Annotated in this window: 23 protein-coding genes; 18 read left to right on the forward strand and 5 right to left on the reverse strand. The window is 31.3% G+C overall.

Translation table 11 applies throughout. The features are described 5' to 3' along the window. The first annotated feature begins 31 nt into the window (after nucleotides 1–31). From T1L09_RS13270 to T1L09_RS13315, 10 genes are all read left to right on the forward strand, one after another. A complete protein-coding gene (locus T1L09_RS13270; RefSeq protein ID WP_322551449.1) occupies nucleotides 32–349 on the forward strand; it encodes a hypothetical protein in 318 nt (105 codons plus the stop codon). Between the two features lie 204 nt (nucleotides 350–553). Then, on the forward strand, nucleotides 554–898 hold the full coding sequence (locus tag T1L09_RS13275) for a hypothetical protein (protein WP_322551450.1): 345 nt from the start codon (nucleotides 554–556) through the stop codon (nucleotides 896–898). A 95-nt stretch (nucleotides 899–993) separates the two neighbouring features. Then, nucleotides 994–1,896 (forward strand): AAA family ATPase, encoded by a 903-nt coding sequence (locus T1L09_RS13280; protein WP_322551451.1) that lies wholly within the window; start codon nucleotides 994–996, stop codon nucleotides 1,894–1,896. After that, nucleotides 1,868–2,872 carry a DUF3871 family protein gene (locus T1L09_RS13285; RefSeq protein ID WP_322551452.1) on the forward strand — a complete coding sequence of 335 codons (1,005 nt, stop codon included), beginning with the start codon at nucleotides 1,868–1,870 and terminating at the stop codon, nucleotides 2,870–2,872. The genes T1L09_RS13280 and T1L09_RS13285 overlap by 29 nt, the downstream gene beginning before the upstream one ends. A 38-nt stretch (nucleotides 2,873–2,910) precedes the next feature. After that, on the forward strand, nucleotides 2,911–3,168 hold the full coding sequence (locus T1L09_RS13290) for a hypothetical protein (protein ID WP_322551453.1): 258 nt from the start codon (nucleotides 2,911–2,913) through the stop codon (nucleotides 3,166–3,168). 331 nt (nucleotides 3,169–3,499) lie between these two features. Continuing rightward, nucleotides 3,500–4,264, forward strand: coding sequence for a hypothetical protein (locus T1L09_RS13295; RefSeq protein WP_322551454.1), 765 nt, complete (start codon nucleotides 3,500–3,502; stop codon nucleotides 4,262–4,264). 172 nt (nucleotides 4,265–4,436) lie between these two features. After that, entirely contained in the window at nucleotides 4,437–4,652 is a 216-nt protein-coding gene (locus T1L09_RS13300; protein ID WP_322551455.1) for a hypothetical protein, read from the forward strand. Further along, a complete protein-coding gene (locus tag T1L09_RS13305; RefSeq protein WP_322551456.1) occupies nucleotides 4,652–5,149 on the forward strand; it encodes a DnaJ domain-containing protein in 498 nt (165 codons plus the stop codon). Before T1L09_RS13300 ends, T1L09_RS13305 begins: the two co-directional genes overlap by 1 nt. Before the next feature lie 18 nt (nucleotides 5,150–5,167). Beyond that, nucleotides 5,168–6,196, forward strand: a complete 1,029-nt coding sequence (locus T1L09_RS13310) for a hypothetical protein (RefSeq protein ID WP_322551457.1) — start codon at nucleotides 5,168–5,170, stop codon at nucleotides 6,194–6,196. Between the two features lie 372 nt (nucleotides 6,197–6,568). Beyond that, nucleotides 6,569–7,129, forward strand: coding sequence for a DUF4494 domain-containing protein (locus T1L09_RS13315; RefSeq protein WP_322551458.1), 561 nt, complete (start codon nucleotides 6,569–6,571; stop codon nucleotides 7,127–7,129). A gap of 79 nt (nucleotides 7,130–7,208) precedes the next feature. Here the strand turns inward: T1L09_RS13315 and T1L09_RS13320 are convergent, their stop codons facing one another. Further along, on the reverse strand, nucleotides 7,209–7,715 hold the full coding sequence (locus T1L09_RS13320) for a DUF456 domain-containing protein (RefSeq protein ID WP_322551459.1): 507 nt from the start codon (nucleotides 7,713–7,715) through the stop codon (nucleotides 7,209–7,211). 58 nt (nucleotides 7,716–7,773) lie between these two features. Between T1L09_RS13320 and T1L09_RS13325 the strand changes: the two genes are divergently transcribed. Continuing rightward, complete coding sequence (locus tag T1L09_RS13325; protein WP_322551460.1) at nucleotides 7,774–8,253, forward strand: hypothetical protein; 480 nt, start codon at nucleotides 7,774–7,776, stop codon at nucleotides 8,251–8,253. Nucleotides 8,254–8,473: 220 nt separating this feature from the next. Here the strand turns inward: T1L09_RS13325 and T1L09_RS13330 are convergent, their stop codons facing one another. Both T1L09_RS13330 and T1L09_RS13335 read right to left on the reverse strand, forming a co-directional pair. Continuing rightward, nucleotides 8,474–9,499, reverse strand: coding sequence for a glycosyltransferase family 2 protein (locus T1L09_RS13330; RefSeq protein ID WP_322551461.1), 1,026 nt, complete (start codon nucleotides 9,497–9,499; stop codon nucleotides 8,474–8,476). 148 nt (nucleotides 9,500–9,647) lie between these two features. Next, entirely contained in the window at nucleotides 9,648–10,595 is a 948-nt protein-coding gene (locus T1L09_RS13335; RefSeq protein ID WP_322551462.1) for a hypothetical protein, read from the reverse strand. A gap of 96 nt (nucleotides 10,596–10,691) precedes the next feature. Here T1L09_RS13335 and ruvC point away from each other — a divergent pair, with 96 nt between their 5' ends. The 7 genes from ruvC to T1L09_RS13370 all read left to right on the forward strand — a co-directional run bounded on the left by ruvC (nucleotide 10,692) and on the right by T1L09_RS13370 (nucleotide 15,420). Then, a complete protein-coding gene (gene ruvC, locus T1L09_RS13340; protein WP_322551463.1) occupies nucleotides 10,692–11,246 on the forward strand; it encodes a crossover junction endodeoxyribonuclease RuvC in 555 nt (184 codons plus the stop codon). Nucleotides 11,247–11,298: 52 nt separating this feature from the next. Next, nucleotides 11,299–11,670 (forward strand): four helix bundle protein, encoded by a 372-nt coding sequence (locus T1L09_RS13345; protein ID WP_322551464.1) that lies wholly within the window; start codon nucleotides 11,299–11,301, stop codon nucleotides 11,668–11,670. A gap of 51 nt (nucleotides 11,671–11,721) precedes the next feature. Next, nucleotides 11,722–12,855, forward strand: a complete 1,134-nt coding sequence (hemW, locus tag T1L09_RS13350) for a radical SAM family heme chaperone HemW (RefSeq protein WP_322551465.1) — start codon at nucleotides 11,722–11,724, stop codon at nucleotides 12,853–12,855. Between the two features lie 90 nt (nucleotides 12,856–12,945). Continuing rightward, nucleotides 12,946–13,719, forward strand: a complete 774-nt coding sequence (locus T1L09_RS13355; protein ID WP_322551466.1) for a cyclase family protein — start codon at nucleotides 12,946–12,948, stop codon at nucleotides 13,717–13,719. Beyond that, nucleotides 13,716–14,222, forward strand: coding sequence for a GNAT family N-acetyltransferase (locus T1L09_RS13360; protein WP_322551467.1), 507 nt, complete (start codon nucleotides 13,716–13,718; stop codon nucleotides 14,220–14,222). The genes T1L09_RS13355 and T1L09_RS13360 overlap by 4 nt, the downstream gene beginning before the upstream one ends. Before the next feature lie 3 nt (nucleotides 14,223–14,225). Beyond that, complete coding sequence (locus T1L09_RS13365; RefSeq protein WP_322551468.1) at nucleotides 14,226–14,597, forward strand: MmcQ/YjbR family DNA-binding protein; 372 nt, start codon at nucleotides 14,226–14,228, stop codon at nucleotides 14,595–14,597. A 70-nt stretch (nucleotides 14,598–14,667) separates the two neighbouring features. Further along, the gene (locus tag T1L09_RS13370) at nucleotides 14,668–15,420 is read left to right on the forward strand and encodes a PH domain-containing protein (protein WP_322551469.1); all 753 of its coding nucleotides are present in this window, start codon (nucleotides 14,668–14,670) and stop codon (nucleotides 15,418–15,420) included. 77 nt (nucleotides 15,421–15,497) lie between these two features. Here T1L09_RS13370 and T1L09_RS13375 read toward each other — a convergent pair whose 3' ends face one another. Together T1L09_RS13375 and ahcY are read right to left on the reverse strand one after the other, a co-directional pair. Next, entirely contained in the window at nucleotides 15,498–16,598 is a 1,101-nt protein-coding gene (locus T1L09_RS13375) for a DUF4407 domain-containing protein (protein ID WP_322551470.1), read from the reverse strand. Between the two features lie 269 nt (nucleotides 16,599–16,867). Further along, nucleotides 16,868–18,184 carry an adenosylhomocysteinase gene (gene ahcY, locus T1L09_RS13380; RefSeq protein WP_322551471.1) on the reverse strand — a complete coding sequence of 439 codons (1,317 nt, stop codon included), beginning with the start codon at nucleotides 18,182–18,184 and terminating at the stop codon, nucleotides 16,868–16,870. Between the last annotated feature and the right edge of the window lie 85 nt (nucleotides 18,185–18,269).

The following is an 18,269-nucleotide window of genomic DNA, read 5'->3' on the forward strand; positions in this document are numbered from 1 at the left end:
TTAAAATGAAATAAATAATCGTTTAATTATCATGGGACAGATAATGGATGCAGAATGTAGAATTTGTAACTTTAAGACGAGTTTTAGATATGGAGGAGGTAGATTTGATTATGAAACAAATAACCCTGTTCCGGCTATAAATGTTGCTACTGAAAAACTAGAAAGTATCAATTATATCTCTGAAAAAGACAATTCTAATTACCTTTTTTATACACAGGATTGTTTAAAAGGTTATAATGGAGATAATAATGTCTATCAAAATTTTGAGTTGCAATTAAATCAAAATAATAATTACTGCCCAAATTGTAAATCTTTTACTTTTGATTTTCAAACACATATGTTTTACTAAAATTAAATTTCAAGAAAAATATTTTTTAATTTTTTTTTATAAATCATAAGGTTAAACGTTGATTAATTAGAAAATAAGCCCCCAGTCTCTTTTGAAATTGGGGGCTATCCCCGTTGATATAGCTAGTAATTAGAACCATCACTCCACATTGGTCAAATGTTGCGGAAAAGTTCGCAAAAATTAATCTATAAAATTTATAAGACTATGGTACTAATTACAGATTACAAAGTTTACACTAAAGAAACAGGAGAAAATTTCATTTATTTAGTGGTTCAAGGAGGGGTTGAGGCAGTTGTTAGCAAAGCGACCAACAAAACTTATTTAACAGCTAGAACAGCAAGAGTTTCGTGCACATTCGATGAATCAATGTGTATGTCTTTAATAGGAACATCATTTCCTGGTACAATTGCAAAAGTTAAAGTTGACCCTTATCAATTTGTCATTGAACAAACAGGAGAAGTTATTGAAAGGCATCATCGCTATGAGTATATGAGTGATGAAGACGCAGTTATCAGTCAAAATGTTCACACAGGAGAACTTGTGGAATAAACAAGTTATTATTATACGCCATTCAGATTAAACACAGAGGAATTTCCATTAGGAGGTTCCTCTTTTTTATTAATTAATTTTTAAAATAATATTATATGAAATTACAAAAAGCAAAAAGACATCAAGTGAAACTAAAAGTTGGCATGTCTGGTCCAAGTGGTTATGGGAAAACCTACAGTGCGTTATTACTAGCATTTGGAATAACTGAAGATTGGAATAAAATCGGAATTATTGATACAGAAAATAACAGTGCGAGTTTATATTCACATCTAGGAGATTTTAATGTTTTAGCTCTAGGTGAGCCTTTCTCACCAGAAAGATACATTGAAGCTATCAAGGTTTGTGAAAATTCTGACATTGAAGTATTAATTATAGATTCAATTTCACACGAATGGAATGGAAAAGGAGGTAGTTTAGAAATTCACGAAGCATTAGGTGGTCGTTTTAGCGATTGGGCAAAAGTTACACCGCGTCACAATTCTTTTCTAGATGCTATAATTCAGTCTAAAGTGCATGTGATAACCACTTCTAGAAGAAAAGTTGACTATAGTTTAGATCAAGATAGTACAGGGAAAACCAAAGTAATGAAATTGGGTACTAAAGAAATTCAACGGGAAGGTTGGGAATATGAGCTGACTGTTAATTTTGAGTTTTTAAACGACAAGCATTTGGTAAATGTTAGTAAAGATAGGACAGGGCTTTTTGTTGGTAAGCCCGAATTTATAATTAATTCTTCAACAGGTAAAATGCTAAAAGACTGGTGTAATCAAGGAGTTTCTTTAGAAATATTAACAACTCAAATACAAAATTGCACAACAGAAGAAGAGCTTAAAGAAATCTATAATTCCAATTTGCAATTTAATAAAGAATTATACCCTTTGATAGTAGCTAAGAAAGATGCATTGACTGCATTAACTGCACAACTAATACCTAATAGTATTATAATTTCTAATTCTAAACATTTACAAAATGGAATCGACAGTACAAGTAAGTTATAGCAATCAAATTGTTAGTGATGAATCAATAGTAACCACTAACAAGACTAGTTTTATTGAAGCAAATACAATTGAAGTAAGTTTGAGGCATCTCAAAGAGGATTGTATTATTCCTGTTTTTGCAAAGGATAATGAAACTACAATTTCACATTACCAATTTATCAATACTGCAAAAGAAGTAATTCAAGAAGCGTTAGGGTATCAAGGTGAATTAGTTCCAGACATTCGAGTTTCACATGTGATTAAAGGAAGAACCCCATCAGCCATAGGGAAACCAGCAAAAGATTTATTAGAAGATGAGAAAACTATTTACTATGAGCGTATGGCGTTTCTATTTGAAATACCTGAGATTACTGAAACAGTAAATGGAAACACATTAAATCTTTGTATTGGAGGTGTGCGTTCTTATAACCAAGAGAATTTATTTAGTAAGAAGTCGATTGAGAAGTTTAAAATTTTCATAGGATTTCAAAATAAAGTGTGTACGAATCTGTGTATTTCAACTGATGGATTAATTGAGGATTTAAGAGTTAGTTCAGAGAGTGAACTCGCTGTTCACATACGCGATTTGTTTGAGACTTATAACAGCAGAGAGCATATTGAAATAATGAGAGAGATGAGTACTTATATTTTAACTGAAAATCAATTTGCTTTTTTAATTGGCAAAATGAAATTGTTTGCACATTTAGAAAAAGAAATGAAGAAATCCATATTTCCTTTAACAATTAATGATTGCCAAATAAATTTAATAGTAAAAAATTACTTTTCTGATGTCAACTTTTCGAAGTCAAACGATGGTTTTATAAGTTTATGGAATGTTTATAATCTCTTTACAGAAGCAAATAAGAGCACTTACATAAGCAGTAATTTAGAACGCAATGTAAATGCGTACGAGTTTATAAATCACATAGCTAATTTGGTTAAAAAAGGTCAGTCAAATTATTTTATACAATATAATAACATAGCTTTTAGTGAATAGAATTAGTGAGACTAATTTTAAAAAAGATATTAAATAATATGGCAAAAATTACAAAAAATGAACTTTCCGAAACACTTAAATACAGTTCACCACATGTTTTATACATAATTACGTGGAATAATCTTCTAAAAAAGATATTTTGTCCTTTTAGTGTCGTTGTTATTCAAAATATTGGCACGTTATATTCAGGCGAGGTGGTTCTTGTTGAAGAAGTTAAAGTTGATATGGACTTACAAACTATATATATGATAGAGGGTAAGGCGTATCGCTATTTTTATTTTGATATAATTATTTAAAAATAGATTCTTGACAAAATTATAAAACAAAGCAGTTATGTTGTATTTTGTATACCCAAACTTTTGAGCCGTTCTCTGCTTTATCAAAAAAACACTGAAAAAGTTTAATGATAATCCCATAATTAGTTAGTAAATTATGGGGTTATTTATAAAATTAACATTTTTTTTAAAATTAAACCCAAATAAATTAGGAAATGTCAAATATCCGTATTACCTTTGTATAAATCCCGGATTTTACACTATTGCCAACACAAGTTTTACTACTACTAAAAAATCTAAAAATTACTTAAATCTGAATTAGACAAAAAATGTTTAATTTAAAATTTATTTAATGAATTTAAAACAAATCCAATTAGAAGAAGAAATTAATAATTCATATCTAATTAATCAATCTAGTAGTATAACTAATACTACTAATCAAGTAACAACTACTAATAATGTTACTTACGGAACAACAAATAAAAATCCTACCGTAACCCCTTTGTTTAAAGGCAATGAGGATGAAATTTGCGCCAATTTTTATGAAAATTATCCAAGCACTTTTCCGACATCTTTTTCAGGTACTGAAATTATTACAATTCCCAAAAAAGTAAAAAGACACATTAATGCACTTCCAAAAGCAGTTTGGAGTAAGATTGACAACAACAAGGTTTTTGCAGTTGAAAAATGTTTAGACTATGTTTCAAATTTTACAGGGACTATATTTTACGATGATGATGAGGACAAATGGATAAATCTACATTCTTCTCTTCTAAATGAAAAATATAAGAAAGGTAGAAGCAATACAAGATTATATAAAAACATTATTAATGCTTTGACTTATTCTACAAATGCTACAGTTCCAGTAATAGAAATTAAGAAAAATCATTTTGGGACAGAAACTTATAAAGCTGGTGAATATTCTAAATCTTACCGTTTAGCAGAATCATTTGTATCGGATAATTTAGAAAATTATACAATTACGTGTCCAGACCTTATATTTAGAAAGAGACAACACAATAAAAGCAAATTGGCTTCTGCCCTTGAAAATAAAATTGCATATAATTTAATGGTGGTAAACAATTCATTAGGATTACCTATTGTTTATGATTCTTAAACGGATCAATATTCTTTACACAAAAGAGATAGATATTGAAAATCTTAAATTAAATGAATTAATTATAAACGACGACGATAATGACAATAAATAATTAAATTTTCGACCAAGTGAATAGCAGATATTTTAAATAATTAATTCAAAACAACATTAACCCTTAAACATAAATAAAATGACTAACACATCAAAAGTTATAGTAACAATTGGAATTATTATTGGTTTTATATTTTTCGTAGGTGTTTTAACCGCGTCGAGAAGTAGTACAGGACATTCAACTCCGGGTATATTTGGAATTGTTCTTTTTGGAGGAATGATAGCAGGAATTAAAGCTGTTTGGAAAAAAGAGAGCAAAAATGATGATGATAATCATCAATTAGACAAGAAATAATGTTTGTTGATTATTATAAAATTCTTGAAATAGAGAAAAATTCTACCCAGCAAGAAATTAAAACTGCATTTAGGAAACAAGCTATAAGATGGCATCCAGATAAAAATCCAAATATAGATGTAAATGAAAAAATGCAACTCATAAATGAAGCTTATTTAATGTTAAAGGATGAGGAAGCAAGATATCACTACGACATTGAACATACAAAATTTGGTGAGTTTTATAAATCAAAAAAAGAACGAAATTTTTCTTCGGGATTTGGAAAGAAGGAAAAACAGGAAGTTTATGAAGAATACAATTTCAATGATGAAACGTTAAAAAAATGGATGCAAAATGCGAAAAAACAAGCAGTTGATTTAGCAAAACAAACAATAAAAGAAATTGGAGAATTAAGTGTAAACGCTACTAAAGAAGCGGGCTCGAAAATGATTGAGACTTTTGTTTATTACTCAATAGCGGGTTTATTGATGATGTTCTTATTGAGAGCTTGTAACTAACTAATTATTTAAAATAAAATGAAGAAAATATTAAAAAAAGCAGTTTTATGTTTAGCAGTTTTATCTGTTATTTCTTGTAAAAATAATGGATATAAATTTATTGAAACTGTATTAACAAATGACTATAATATAGAACTTCCGGAGTATCTTGTTAAAGAGGAGAGTGGTGTTTGGAGTTATAAAAACGACACATATAATACAATGCTCAAAATTGATGTAGCTAATGGTACATCTGCAAAAATAAATACTGATATAGATAAAGAAATTGAAATTGTATCCAAATTAAATGATAACTCAGAAATTTATAAAGAAAAATACTTTGTAAAAAGTGAGATTATAGACAAAAATGGTTTTAAAGGAAAAATATCTTTTTTCGAAAAGAAAAACACTGGTAAAAGATTAGGTTTAGTTTCTTTACAAACATATATAGTAATTGGCGTAATAGAAGACGACAGCAATAGAATATATTTTAATTCATATAGTTTTAATAAGAATATAAATGATGACTTATTAAAAAGTATAAAATCAATTTCAAAAAATAATATTGTTTCAAACACTAATTCATTTAACGAAGAAGAAGCTAAAAAAGATGGTTACCAAGTTTTTATTGATGACAATTTTATGATTAAATGTAGCGGTAACTTGTTGTTTGATAAGTTAAGGTTTGAAGATGGGCAACAAAACGGACAAACAAATTATTCGAGACCTTATCATGTTTTTATCAATGGTGTTGATTATAACATAAATGTAAGTGATATGACTAACTTATTCAACGGAAAAGATAAAGCAGAAATAAACAATTTTAACAAGAAAGATTTACAATATTATCAGACCAAATTTGATGAAATGGGAATAAAAAATGAACAAAAAACATTTAAAGAATTTGATGCTGTTTTTTATGAAACAACGCAAGGTGGTAAATTAACAAAAGCAGTGTATTTTCATAAAGATATGAAAAGTTATATGTTGCAAGTAACAAGTAAATCAGGTACTGATAAATTATTTAAAGAGTTTATTAATTCATTTGAAATAATAAATAAGATTTAAAATCTCAAGTATTTTTATCAAAAATATACTCAAAAAGGGAACGGATTATTATGTTAGGCGCTATTAGGTTGATAATCAGCACTTAAATTAGGCGGGTTCGAGTCCCGTCCAGACCGCTAAAATTGGGTAAAGCACTTCAGAAATGAGGTGCTTTTTTGCCCAAATAAAGCATCAAAGAAAGTTGTGTTGTTTAGGTACGAAAGTACCAAAAGGTTTAGTAGTTAGACCAATGGAAAGCTTTGCATTTATGCAGAGCTTTTTTGATTTATACTATTTCGATTATATTGCCTAATTGTGAATATCTATTTTTAAAAATGTTCCTTTTCTTTTACGTTTAAAGCTATCTTTGGCTTCCTAAAAAAAAAAGAAAAGATGAGTGCAACTTGGTATGAATGCAAAGTAAAATTTAGAAAAACAGACGATTCAGGAGTTCAAAAAGTAGTAACCGAAGCGTATTTAATTGACGCGATTTCGTATACTGAAGCAGAAAGAAGAATTAACGAAGAAATGGCGGCTTATATTAGTGAAGAATTTAAAATCACCAATATTAAAGTAGCTAATTTCTCTGAAATTCATCCGTTTGAAAATAGCGATCGTTGGTTTAAATCGAAAATTGCCTTAATTGCTTATGACGAAGAAAGTGGAAAAGAGCGTAAAACCAATATCTATATTTTACTTCAAGCAAATGATGTAAAGGAAGCCTATGACAATACTATTAAAGTAATGGACGGAACAATGGGCGATTATACCATTCCGATGATTATGGAGTCAACGATTATGGATGTCTTCCCATATTTTAGTGGCGAAGAAGGCGATTTAGAAAAGCTTGAAAAATTTAATGCTGCAAAAGCGTCTAAACCAGAAGTTGTAGCTGTAGGTGAAACCGATTTTTCTATCGAAGAAGAGGAAGAAGTTGTAACGGAAATTGAATAACACCAAAGAAATTTAAGGTATTATCTTAGTAAAACTCATTTAACAGTATTTAATCAAATTTGTTGGATGAGTTTTATTTTTATCGAAAAAACGAAACCATTCTATTTTGCCAAACTAAAACCACGAATAATCCTAAAAAGAGTAAACTCACAAGAACCTTCATAAAAGTTCCGGCCAAAAACCCTAAAAAAGAACCGGTTGCTGCTTTAACGGCCCGTTTTCCTTCATTAGAATTGTAAATAAGTTCGCCAACTAAAGCACCTACAAAAGGTCCGATTAAAAATCCAAAAGGAATTGGAGCGAAAATTCCAACAACCAAACCAATATTCGTTCCCCAAATCCCATATTTACTGCCACCGAAATATTTAGTGCCTTTTGCTGGAATTACAAAATCTAAAATCCCAATTACAATAGCAATTACTAAAGTAATACCAAGCAACCAATAGTTTGTTGGAATTCCTGGGCAGAAATAAAGCAACAAAATCCCAACCCAACTCAAAGGCGGACCAGGCAATGCAGGTAGAACGCTTCCAACAATTCCAACCAGCACAAGTAAAAAACCTACAACTAATAAAAAGTATTCCATAAATTATGGTTATTTTTGGCAATGTCTTGCTACAAATGTATAAGTAATTCTATTTGAAATGAATAAATTGTTTGTTTTATTTTGTCTTTTTTCGTTAGTCTCTTGTCAGTACTTTGATAAAAAAGCACCTGATGAGCAAGAATTATTGCAACAAGAATTACAAAAAATCAATTGGAATGAAGTAGACGAATTTCCAACCGTTTTACAATGCGATACAATTAAAGATGCAACAATTAGAAAACAATGCTTTTTCGATTATTTAGCACAAACTATTCAAGATAGAATCGGTATTGACACCTTGCAAATGTTATATCCAGAAATGGACACTATTGAAGTCAAAGTAACTATAAATCCTGATGCCAGCCTGAAATTTGAACCTCAATTCTCAAAAGACAGCGTAGCTTATGACAAAATTAAAATTGACAGCATTTTAACCGCTCGTTTATCTGATTTTCCAAAAGTAGAACCTGCAATTAAAAGAGGAATTAAAGTTAAAACGCAATTCGTACTTCCAGTTATTATTAAAGTGGAGAAATAAATCAATTGCAATAACAATTTCACTATCAAAATTCAATTAGTGTAAAGTCGTGAAATTCGCTTTCACTTTTAACTTGAAGAATATTTGATTTAAAAGTTATATAGCTCATCATAAAAATCTGTAAAAACCCGCGTTTCGCTTTAGCAAATCTGTGTAATCCGCGTTCAAAAAATTTATTTAATTTCTTTAATCTGTGTTGCAAAATCATCGTTAAAAAAAATTATTTTCTAAATGTCCTCCCTTTCCAAGAATAGTTTCCAAACAAAGAATAAACTGCTACCGAAACACTAAAAAAAGGATACAATAAACTACTTGCCAATACATATTGTAATTTCGATTCGAAGAAATTAGCTGTTTTGAAGAGCAATATAAAATCAACCAAAAATTTTGAAGCTATAAGAAGTAAGAATATATTCGGATCTAATAAACCAATTAGCCAAAAGATAAAAGCTACTAACCAAGCCAAATTCCCGCTGAAAACTACTAAAGCTAGCGTTTTTCCATAAACCGCAGAATATCCCGTACTTTTTGAAGCCCATCGCACTCTTTGCTGAAATAATTCAGTCCAACTTTCAACAGATTTCGTAGCAACAATACTTTCTTTAGCATATAAAAAGCCAACACTTTTCGGAGCGGAAATAATTGCTTTTTGCAATAAGAAAACATCATCACCACTTGCAATGCTCTCGTTTCCTTGAAAACCATTCAACTCTTTGAAAAATGTTTTAGCGTAAGCAAAATTAGCACCATTACACATAAATGGTTTATTGATTCCAACACTTCCAATTGTTGCACCTTGTAAACTTAGGAAATCTAAAGTTTGAAAAGCGTGTAAAAAACCATTTTTCGGAACATAACAAACACCAGAAGCAATCATTTTCGATTTTTTTTCTTGAATCAGTTGGTCAAAAGAATTCAGCCAATTTTCCTGAACCAAACAATCGGCATCGGTTGTAATAATCCAATCGTTTTTTGCGATCGCAATTGCTGTTTCAATCGCATCTTTTTTTGGAGAATTCGATTTTCGAATGTTTTTAACTACTTGCAAACTGAACACTGAATACTGAGCACTGAATACTTCCTCGGAATCATCATCGACCAAAAGCACTTCAAACAATTCCTTTGGATAGTTCAAATTGGAAATCGTATGCAACAACTTAGGAAGATTTTCCGCTTCATTTCGGAAAGGAACCACTATCGAAAAGCTTGTAGTTGGAATGGTATCGTTTTTAGTAAAACGTTTCATTCGGTTAAAACCATAAATCAGTTGCCCAATAAACAGGATATAAACGATAAAAACGACACTTAAAATTAGTTCCAACATAAAATCAAAGATATCTTAAAAACTTAAATGAACTGTTTTTTCAAACTAACGTATTCCTTCAAACAAACTTCTATGACTTATATGTTTCATCCACCACAATCGGTTTCAACTTAAATCGCATCACAAAATAAGCTCCAATTATAACCGGTAAAACTACGTTTAAAAACCACATTAGCATGCTAATAAAAATCACAATCCATTCATTAATCCCTAATTTTCCAAAGAAAAACACCGCAACACTTCCTTTTACAGCAAAGTCTAAAAACTGAAAACTCGGTAAAGAGGAAGCCAGAAAATAAACGGCAGAAATCGAACCAATTAAAGTCAAGTAAGGTAAATCGACATCAAAAACCAAGAATAAAACATAATATTGATGTGAAAAAACGATGTAACGCATAATCCCTAAAAGAATATTTTTCTGATGAATCTTTTTGGGGATTTCGTTTATTTTTTGAAGTAACTTCTGAATCGAATAGCCTTTAATAGTAATGTTTTTCGACAAAAAAGAAGTGAAAAGCAAACCAACAGCAATTGCAATTATTCCCAAAGACCATTTCCAATAACCAATCAAAAGCAAACCAATTATTCCAAAAACAATAGTCAGAATCATCTGAATTCCGTTGCAAATCAAATTTAAGAAAATCACTTGTTTGGTTTGTTCTTTCTTGAAAAACAATGCTTTTCCGGCATATTCTCCTAAACCATTTGGTGTGAAAATTCCAGCTGTTAAAGCTCCTAAAACTTGTTTACTCGCTTCGCCCACAGAAATTGGCTGAATGAAACGGGCCAAATTCTGCCATTTCAATATTTCCAAATAGCGATTGGCAACGCTAAATAGTAAAATAAATACCATTGTGGAAATTGCGGTTTTTTCGACTACCAAATTTTGAAATTTGTTCCAATCTAATTTTGAATTACTCGAAATTTGGTCATAAATAAAATAAAACGCACCAATTACAATCAAAATTTTGATGGTAAAAACAAGGAATTGTTTAGCTTTGTGAGGAATTGAAATCATTACGACAAAGTAACGAAATTCCTGTAAGGTTTTAAGAACCTTGTAGGTATAAAATTAATTGAAACCTACAAGGTTTCGAAAACCTTGCAGATTAAAATGGCAAACGAACGCATCATATTAGGAATTGACCCAGGAACGACGATCATGGGATTTGGATTGATAAAAGTAGTCAACAAAAAAATGGAATTTCTTCAGTTAAATGAATTGATTTTATCCAAATATGACAACCATTATCAAAAATTAAAAGTCATTTTTGAACGAACGATCGAATTAATCGACACGCACCATCCCGATGAAATTGCGATTGAAGCACCGTTCTTTGGTAAAAACGTGCAATCGATGTTAAAGTTAGGAAGAGCACAAGGTGTTGCCATGGCAGCCGGACTTTCAAGAGATATTCCCATTACAGAATACGAACCTAAGAAAATAAAAATGGCAATTACTGGAAACGGAAATGCTACTAAAGAACAAGTCGCTAAAATGCTACAACAGCTTTTAGGCTTGAAAGAATTACCAAAAAACCTTGATTCCACTGACGGATTAGCAGCAGCAGTTTGTCATTTTTTCAATTCCGGAAAAGTCGTTGGCGAAAAAAGTTATACGGGTTGGGATGCTTTTGTGAAGAATAATGAAGATAGAGTGAAAAAATAGTTTTCAGTGGTCAGTATTTAGTGTTCAGTAGGTAAAGTTTAAAAATTAAATTATGAGATTTCAAGATTTATTAGCATATAAAAAAGGTTTCGATTTAGCGATGAAAATTTTTGTTGTCACTAAAACATTTCCAAAAGAGGAAACCTATTCTTTAACAGATCAAATTAGGAGAAGTTCAAGAAGTGTTACAATTACAATAGCTGAAGCCTACAGGAAGAGAGAATATCCAAAACATTTTCACAGTAAACTTACAGATGCTGATTCTGAAAACTCCGAAACTCAAGGTTGGTTAGAATATGCATTAGCTTGTGAATACATATCTTCTGAAAAGTTTGATGAGTTAACTAATTATAGTGTTGAAATTGGAAAGTTAATTAATTATATGATATTAAATCCTGAAAAATTTGGAGTAAAGAAAGAGTAACTTCGCAATACATTTACTGAACACTAAAACCTGAACACTGAACACTTCTAAATGAGCGGCATCTACATCCATATCCCTTTTTGCAAACAAGCGTGTCACTATTGCGATTTTCATTTTTCTACTTCTTTAAAGAAGAAAGATGAGATGATTTTGGCATTAGCGAAAGAAATTGAAATGCGAAAAGACGAATTTAAAAACGAAATTGTCGAAACCATTTATTTCGGTGGGGGAACGCCAAGTATTTTACCAATTTCCGATTTGAAGTTTTTGATTGATGAAGTTTATCGTAATTATAAAGTCGTAGAAAATCCAGAAATTACGGTTGAAGCGAATCCGGATGATTTGTCGGAAGAGCGAATTATCGAATTATCAAAAAATAAAGTAAATCGTCTTTCAATCGGAATACAATCTTTTTTTGAAGATGATTTAAAACTGATGAATCGAGCTCATAATTCGGAAGAAGCTCAAAAATGTTTAGAAATTGCCACCCAATATTTCGATAATATTTCTGTGGATTTAATTTATGGAATTCCAGGTTCGAGTAACGAAAAATGGAAACAAAACATTGAAAAAGCACTTTCTTTCGGAATTCCGCATATTTCAAGTTATGCTTTAACGGTTGAGCCGAAAACAGCTTTAGATAATTTCATTAAAAAAGGGATTATCAATCAACCCGATGACGAAGTAGCACAAGAACAATTTCATATTTTGGTGGAAACTTTGAAAGAAAACGGATTTATTCATTACGAACTTTCTAATTTTAGTAAACCCGATTATTTTTCCAAGAACAATTCAAGTTATTGGTTGGGAAAAAAATACATTGGAATTGGTCCTTCTGCACACAGTTATGACGGGAAAAATCGCGGTTGGAACATTTCTAATAATGGTTTGTACATCAAATCGATTCACGCAAATGAAATTCCGATTGAAAATGAAAATTTAACTAAAACCGATCGTTATAACGAATATATTATGACTGGATTGCGAACGATTTGGGGTGTTTCATTAGAAAGAATTGAACAAGAATTTGGCGAAAAATTTTTAACTTATCTGAATAAACAAAGTGCTAAGTTTATCGCTGACGATTTACTTTCTTTATCAGATGGTATTTTAACAACCACAAAAAAAGGAAAGTTTCTGACAGACGGAATTGCAAGTGATTTGTTTTTGCTAAATTTGGAGTAAAATCGAACGCAGATAAAACGGATGCAAGCAACGCAGAAAAAAAAATCTGTAAAATCCGCGTTTGAAAATCTGTAAAATCCGCGTTCCATTATGCTAGCAACAATAAATAATTTAACAATAGATTTATCTAAACCTTTGGATATTTCGATTCCTTTGACCAATAACGAGCAAAATCCGATTGCTTGGTATCAAGATATTCCTAAAATTGAACCCGTAAAAATGGGTTCCGGTGCTTCGGAATGGATTGGAAAAGTATCCGAAGGAAAATCATCCACAAATTTCAATAATATTTTCTTTAATCCGCACGCACACGGAACGCACACGGAATGTTTGGGACATATAACACGCGATTTTTACAGCATTAATCAATGTTTGAAGCAATTTTTCTTTACAGCCGAACTCATTTCGGTCGAGCCGAAAGCAATTGGCGACGATTTTGTAATCACTAAAGAACAAATCGAAAAAGCTTTAAACGGGAAATCATCAGAAGCAATTATCATCCGAACAGTACCAAATTCCGAAACTAAAAAACATTTAAAATATTCGAATACGAATCCGCCTTATTTAACGGAAGAAGCTTCGATTTTTATTCGAGAAATAGGAATTCAACATTTGTTGATTGACTTGCCAAGTGTCGATAAAGAACACGATGAAGGAAAATTATTGGCACACAAAGCATTTTGGAATGTAAAAGATGTGAATAATTTGAATGAAGATGCACGAATGTATTGCACCATTACCGAACTGATTTATGTTGATGAAACAATTTCAGATGGAAGTTATTTCTTAAATTTACAAATCGCGTCGTTTGAAAATGATGCGAGTCCGAGTAAACCTCTTTTATATAAAATAAATATCTTATGAAAATAATTAAAAGCCAAACAACCGATACGGATGCTATTTTCGAACTTTACGAATTTGCTACTGCTTTCCAACAAAAAGTAGGAACAAACACTTGGAAAGGTTTTGAACGTAAAATGGTGGAACAAGAAATTGCAGAAGGAAGACATTTCATAATTCAAGATGAAGATCAGATTAGTGCTACTTTCGTACTGACTTATAGTGATCCGATTATTTGGAAAGAGGCTGATAGCGATCCTTCGGTTTATATTCATCGAATTGCCACACATCCTGATTTTAGAGGTCGCAATTACGTGCAGAAAATTGTAGACTGGGTGATTGAATTCGGTAAAGAAAAAGATTTACAATTTGTACGATTAGATACAACAAGTGGAAACGAACCGTTAAATCAGTATTACATCAAATGCGGTTTTACCTATAAAGGAATTAGTCAAATTGAATGGACAGCAGATTTGCCTGAACATTATAAGGAAGGAAGTTTTGCACTTTTTGAAATACAAATCTAAACAATGAATATTCAACAACTTTACGAATTTTGCTTGTCTAAAAGAGGTGTAACCGAACATTTTCCGTTTGATGAAGATATTTTGGTGTTTAAAGTTGGCGAAAAAATATTTGCATTAACCTCTTTATCCAATTGGGAAAAGGGAAATCCAGCGATAAATTTAAAATGCAATCCAGAACGTGCTTTGGAACTTCGAGCAGAATATGAAGCGATTGTACCTGGTTTTCATATGAGCAAAATTCATTGGAACACTGTTCATTTCAATAACGATGTTTCGGATAAAATGATTTGCGAATTAATTAATCATTCCTATGATTTGGTTTTTAGTAAATTAACCAAAAATATAAAAACCGAAATAGAGAATTTAGAAAATTAGGTATTACATTTGTATTAAATAGTAAGATTCCTATTAAACTCATAACCTCATAATCTTTTAAACTTTCAGAATGATTGACAATTTAAAAAAAATATTAAACGAAGACCAAGACCCAAAAGCGATTGAGAAAATCACGGCTAAATTGGATAATTTGTTAATGTCTAATGAGGAAGTTGGGTATATTGCGGTTCAGAAAAAACCAGCTGTAACTCTTTTTCCAGATAGTATTGTGGTTACAAATAAGCGTATTATTTTATGTAAACCAAAGAATTTAGGCTTATCAATGGAATTCATTGATTATGATTGGAATGATATTGAAGCTTCGTTTGTGAAAGAAGGAATTTTAGGTGCCGAATTTACTTTTTCGACTAAATCAGATTTGACACATACAGTTGATTATTTACCGAAAAATCAAGCTCGTAAATTATATACTTTTGCCAAAGAGCAATTGGATTTGTTGAAGAATCCAGTAGTAAATACGCCAATAGCAGAACCGATTGTTGAAATACCAACAGCTGTAGAAGCAATTCCCGAAGCGGTTGTAGAACCAGCAATTGATGAGGTGGAAGAAGTAGAAGCAATTGAAGAAATGCCAACAGAGGAAGTAACGCTTTATGCGGAAATAATGCCTACGCCAAATGACATTATCAGAGATACGGAATTAGAAGCACCAATAAGACCAAATCAAGAAAAAGGTTTGGCCGATTTATCACAAGATGAATTGTTTGCTAAACTTCAGAATTATAAAAAATTATTAGACAACGGCTTAATTCTACAAGGCGAATACGACCGATTAAAAGCGGAAATATTAAAGTTTTTATAATCTCATTAAACTATAAAATACAAAACCCAACATTATCGCAATGTTGGGTTTTTCTTTGTTAATTTTTTGGTTAAAAATTACATCGAACGCTTCTGTTTTTCAACAAATCCATCCGCTTGAAGTTTTAATAATTCCAAAGCACTTTTCTTTTTGTAATCGTATAATTCCTTATCATCTTTTATGTCTGCATACACTTTATCGTAAATTTCCGCATCCGTTTTTCGTTGCAATTCGCTTTGATACTTGTTTTGAGCCAACATATTTTTGACGCCCATTTCATTGTCTTCCTGTTTGAAATCGTATTCGCTTTTTGGAGCTAATAGTTTTGCAATAATCGGCGAAGTTTCAATAGCTAAAAACAACAACATAATAAAGAAAGAAGGCAACCAAGGCAATTGATTTAAAGCGTTTATTCTAGCCATTAATCCATCAAACCCTTCAATAATTGGTTGGGTTTCTATTACTTTTTTATCTAAATCAGCTTGAAGAGTTTTTGCTTTAGTTTCTAAATCAGTTATTTTTGTTTGATTTGTGGTTTTTAAAAGTGCTAATTCTTCCAAACTGGCATCGTGTTTTTGACGTTTTTCTTTATAAACTGGACCTTTGCCTAATAGTTTTGATCCAGCTGTTCCTTCCGCTTCGGTGATAAAAACAGCATATAATTCGTTAACCTCTTTTTCTTTTTTTAAAACATCTGATTTTAAACTGTCAATTTGCGTTTTATTTTTATCTAAATCCGATTGAAAATAAGTAGCAATTTCTTTTTTGTTAGTCAACATCATTTGGTTTTTCTCTTTCAATAAAACCGTATTGATTTCTTTTTCGAAGATTTTAATTTCTAGAGGTTTTGAAATTACGATGGCAATAATGATCGCCAAAGCAATTCGCGGTGTCGCTTGTTTCAATTCACTCCAAAAAGAATCTCTTTTCTTAATAGTAGAAACAATAAAACGGTCTAAATTAAAAATTAATAAACCCCAAACAAGTCCAAATCCCATCGCAATGTAAGCATTGTCAAATACGGTAAAAAGGGCATAACTTGAAGCTATAAATGCCATTAAAGCGGTGAAGAAAACGGTAGCTCCAATGCCGGCATATTTATTTTGCTCGCCATTAGAACAACCATTCATTAGGTCGGAATCGGCTCCCGAACATAAGATGAAAAAACGTTTTAACATAATGATTGATTTTGATTGATGATGATTAGTACAAATTTAAAGCCAAATGTTACTTGTTGGTGTAAATTGTTGATAATTAGTAGGTTTTGAACTGAGGAACCAGTGCCCATTAGGGAGTGAAGCAGCATCCTTTTTATTTTTTCTTTTAAAAAATAAAAAGATAGAGCGAAAAGCCCGACCCTTGTGGTAATCCCAAAAAAAGAAAACCCTCACAAAATTGCAAGGGTTTCTATATTCAAAGTTCTGAATGCTAATTTCTGAATTTCAGATTAGTATCTGTAGTATTCTGGTTTGAATGGACCTTCAACTGGAACACCAATATAAGCCGCTTGATCGTCACGTAAAGTTTCTAATTCAACACCTAATTTAGCTAAGTGTAAAGCCGCTACTTTTTCATCTAAATGTTTTGGTAACATATACACTTCGTTTTTGTAAGCCGAAATGTTTGTCCATAATTCAATTTGAGCTAACGTTTGATTAGTAAATGAATTACTCATTACAAAACTTGGGTGACCTGTAGCACAACCTAAGTTTACTAAGCGACCTTCCGCTAAAAGGATGATATCTGTTCCGTTGATTGTATATTTGTCAACTTGTGGTTTGATTTCAACTTTTGATGCACCGTGGTTTTTATTCAACCAAGCCATATCAATTTCATTATCAAAGTGTCCGATGTTGCAAACAATCGTTTTATCTTTCATTTGTTCAAAGTGAGAACCAAGAACGATATCTTTATTTCCAGTTGTAGTAATGATGATATCAGCCGTTTTGATAACTGTGTTTAATTTTTTTACTTCGAAACCGTCCATTGCAGCTTGTAAAGCACAAATTGGATCAATCTCTGTAACAGTTACAATAGAACCAGCACCACGGAAAGAAGCCGCAGTTCCTTTTCCAACGTCACCATATCCACAAACAATTACTCTTTTTCCAGCTAACATAATGTCAGTTGCTCTACGAACTGCATCTACTGCAGATTCTTTACATCCGTATTTGTTGTCAAATTTAGATTTAGTAACTGAATCATTAACGTTGATCGCAGGCATATGTAAAGTTCCAGCTTTCATTCTTTCGTATAAACGGTGAACTCCAGTTGTAGTTTCTTCTGATAAACCATTGATTCCAGGAATTAATTCTGGGTAACGGTCAAATACCATATTGGTTAAATCACCACCATCATCTAAAATCATATTTAATGGTTTTCTGTTTTCGCCAAAGAATAAAGTTTGCTCAATACACCAGTCAAAATCTTCTTCGTTCAAACCTTTCCAAGCATAAACTTGAATTCCAGCAGCAGCTATAGCAGCAGCAGCTTGATCTTGAGTTGAGAAAATATTACAAGATGACCAAGTAACTTCTGCACCTAAAGCAATTAAAGTTTCAATTAATACAGCAGTTTGAATTGTCATATGTAAACAACCAGCAATTCTAGCTCCTTTTAACGGTTGGCTAGCACCAAATTCCGCTCTCAAAGCCATTAAACCTGGCATTTCAGCTTCCGCCAATTCGATTTCTTTTCTTCCCCAAGCTGCTAGTGAAATATCTTTCACTTTAAAAGCTACAAATGGTAATGTTTGTGTACTCATTCTATTATGTATATTTGTATTTTCTTAATTAGGGTGCAAATTTACAAAATTAGTTTTTACTTTATCAAGGAATTTGACTTATTTA

This window comes from Flavobacterium psychraquaticum (assembly GCF_034497725.1).
GTDB classification, from domain to species: Bacteria; Bacteroidota; Bacteroidia; order Flavobacteriales; family Flavobacteriaceae; genus Flavobacterium; species Flavobacterium psychraquaticum.

Bases quoted from the DNA above. Each gene is read 5' to 3' on its own strand.
- T1L09_RS13270 (WP_322551449.1), top strand. From the start codon at position 32: ATGGGACAGATAATGGATGCAGAATGTAGAATTTGTAACTTTAAGACG.
- T1L09_RS13275 (WP_322551450.1), top strand. From the start codon at position 554: ATGGTACTAATTACAGATTACAAAGTTTACACTAAAGAAACAGGAGAA.
- T1L09_RS13280 (WP_322551451.1), top strand. From the start codon at position 994: ATGAAATTACAAAAAGCAAAAAGACATCAAGTGAAACTAAAAGTTGGC.
- T1L09_RS13285 (WP_322551452.1), top strand. From the start codon at position 1,868: ATGGAATCGACAGTACAAGTAAGTTATAGCAATCAAATTGTTAGTGAT.
- T1L09_RS13290 (WP_322551453.1), top strand. From the start codon at position 2,911: ATGGCAAAAATTACAAAAAATGAACTTTCCGAAACACTTAAATACAGT.
- T1L09_RS13295 (WP_322551454.1), top strand. From the start codon at position 3,500: ATGAATTTAAAACAAATCCAATTAGAAGAAGAAATTAATAATTCATAT.
- T1L09_RS13300 (WP_322551455.1), top strand. From the start codon at position 4,437: ATGACTAACACATCAAAAGTTATAGTAACAATTGGAATTATTATTGGT.
- T1L09_RS13305 (WP_322551456.1), top strand. From the start codon at position 4,652: ATGTTTGTTGATTATTATAAAATTCTTGAAATAGAGAAAAATTCTACC.
- T1L09_RS13310 (WP_322551457.1), top strand. From the start codon at position 5,168: ATGAAGAAAATATTAAAAAAAGCAGTTTTATGTTTAGCAGTTTTATCT.
- T1L09_RS13315 (WP_322551458.1), top strand. From the start codon at position 6,569: ATGAGTGCAACTTGGTATGAATGCAAAGTAAAATTTAGAAAAACAGAC.
- T1L09_RS13320 (WP_322551459.1), bottom strand. From the start codon at position 7,715: ATGGAATACTTTTTATTAGTTGTAGGTTTTTTACTTGTGCTGGTTGGA.
- T1L09_RS13325 (WP_322551460.1), top strand. From the start codon at position 7,774: ATGAATAAATTGTTTGTTTTATTTTGTCTTTTTTCGTTAGTCTCTTGT.
- T1L09_RS13330 (WP_322551461.1), bottom strand. From the start codon at position 9,499: ATGAAACGTTTTACTAAAAACGATACCATTCCAACTACAAGCTTTTCG.
- T1L09_RS13335 (WP_322551462.1), bottom strand. From the start codon at position 10,595: ATGATTTCAATTCCTCACAAAGCTAAACAATTCCTTGTTTTTACCATC.
- ruvC (WP_322551463.1), top strand. From the start codon at position 10,692: ATGGCAAACGAACGCATCATATTAGGAATTGACCCAGGAACGACGATC.
- T1L09_RS13345 (WP_322551464.1), top strand. From the start codon at position 11,299: ATGAGATTTCAAGATTTATTAGCATATAAAAAAGGTTTCGATTTAGCG.
- hemW (WP_322551465.1), top strand. From the start codon at position 11,722: ATGAGCGGCATCTACATCCATATCCCTTTTTGCAAACAAGCGTGTCAC.
- T1L09_RS13355 (WP_322551466.1), top strand. From the start codon at position 12,946: ATGCTAGCAACAATAAATAATTTAACAATAGATTTATCTAAACCTTTG.
- T1L09_RS13360 (WP_322551467.1), top strand. From the start codon at position 13,716: ATGAAAATAATTAAAAGCCAAACAACCGATACGGATGCTATTTTCGAA.
- T1L09_RS13365 (WP_322551468.1), top strand. From the start codon at position 14,226: ATGAATATTCAACAACTTTACGAATTTTGCTTGTCTAAAAGAGGTGTA.
- T1L09_RS13370 (WP_322551469.1), top strand. From the start codon at position 14,668: ATGATTGACAATTTAAAAAAAATATTAAACGAAGACCAAGACCCAAAA.
- T1L09_RS13375 (WP_322551470.1), bottom strand. From the start codon at position 16,598: ATGTTAAAACGTTTTTTCATCTTATGTTCGGGAGCCGATTCCGACCTA.
- ahcY (WP_322551471.1), bottom strand. From the start codon at position 18,184: ATGAGTACACAAACATTACCATTTGTAGCTTTTAAAGTGAAAGATATT.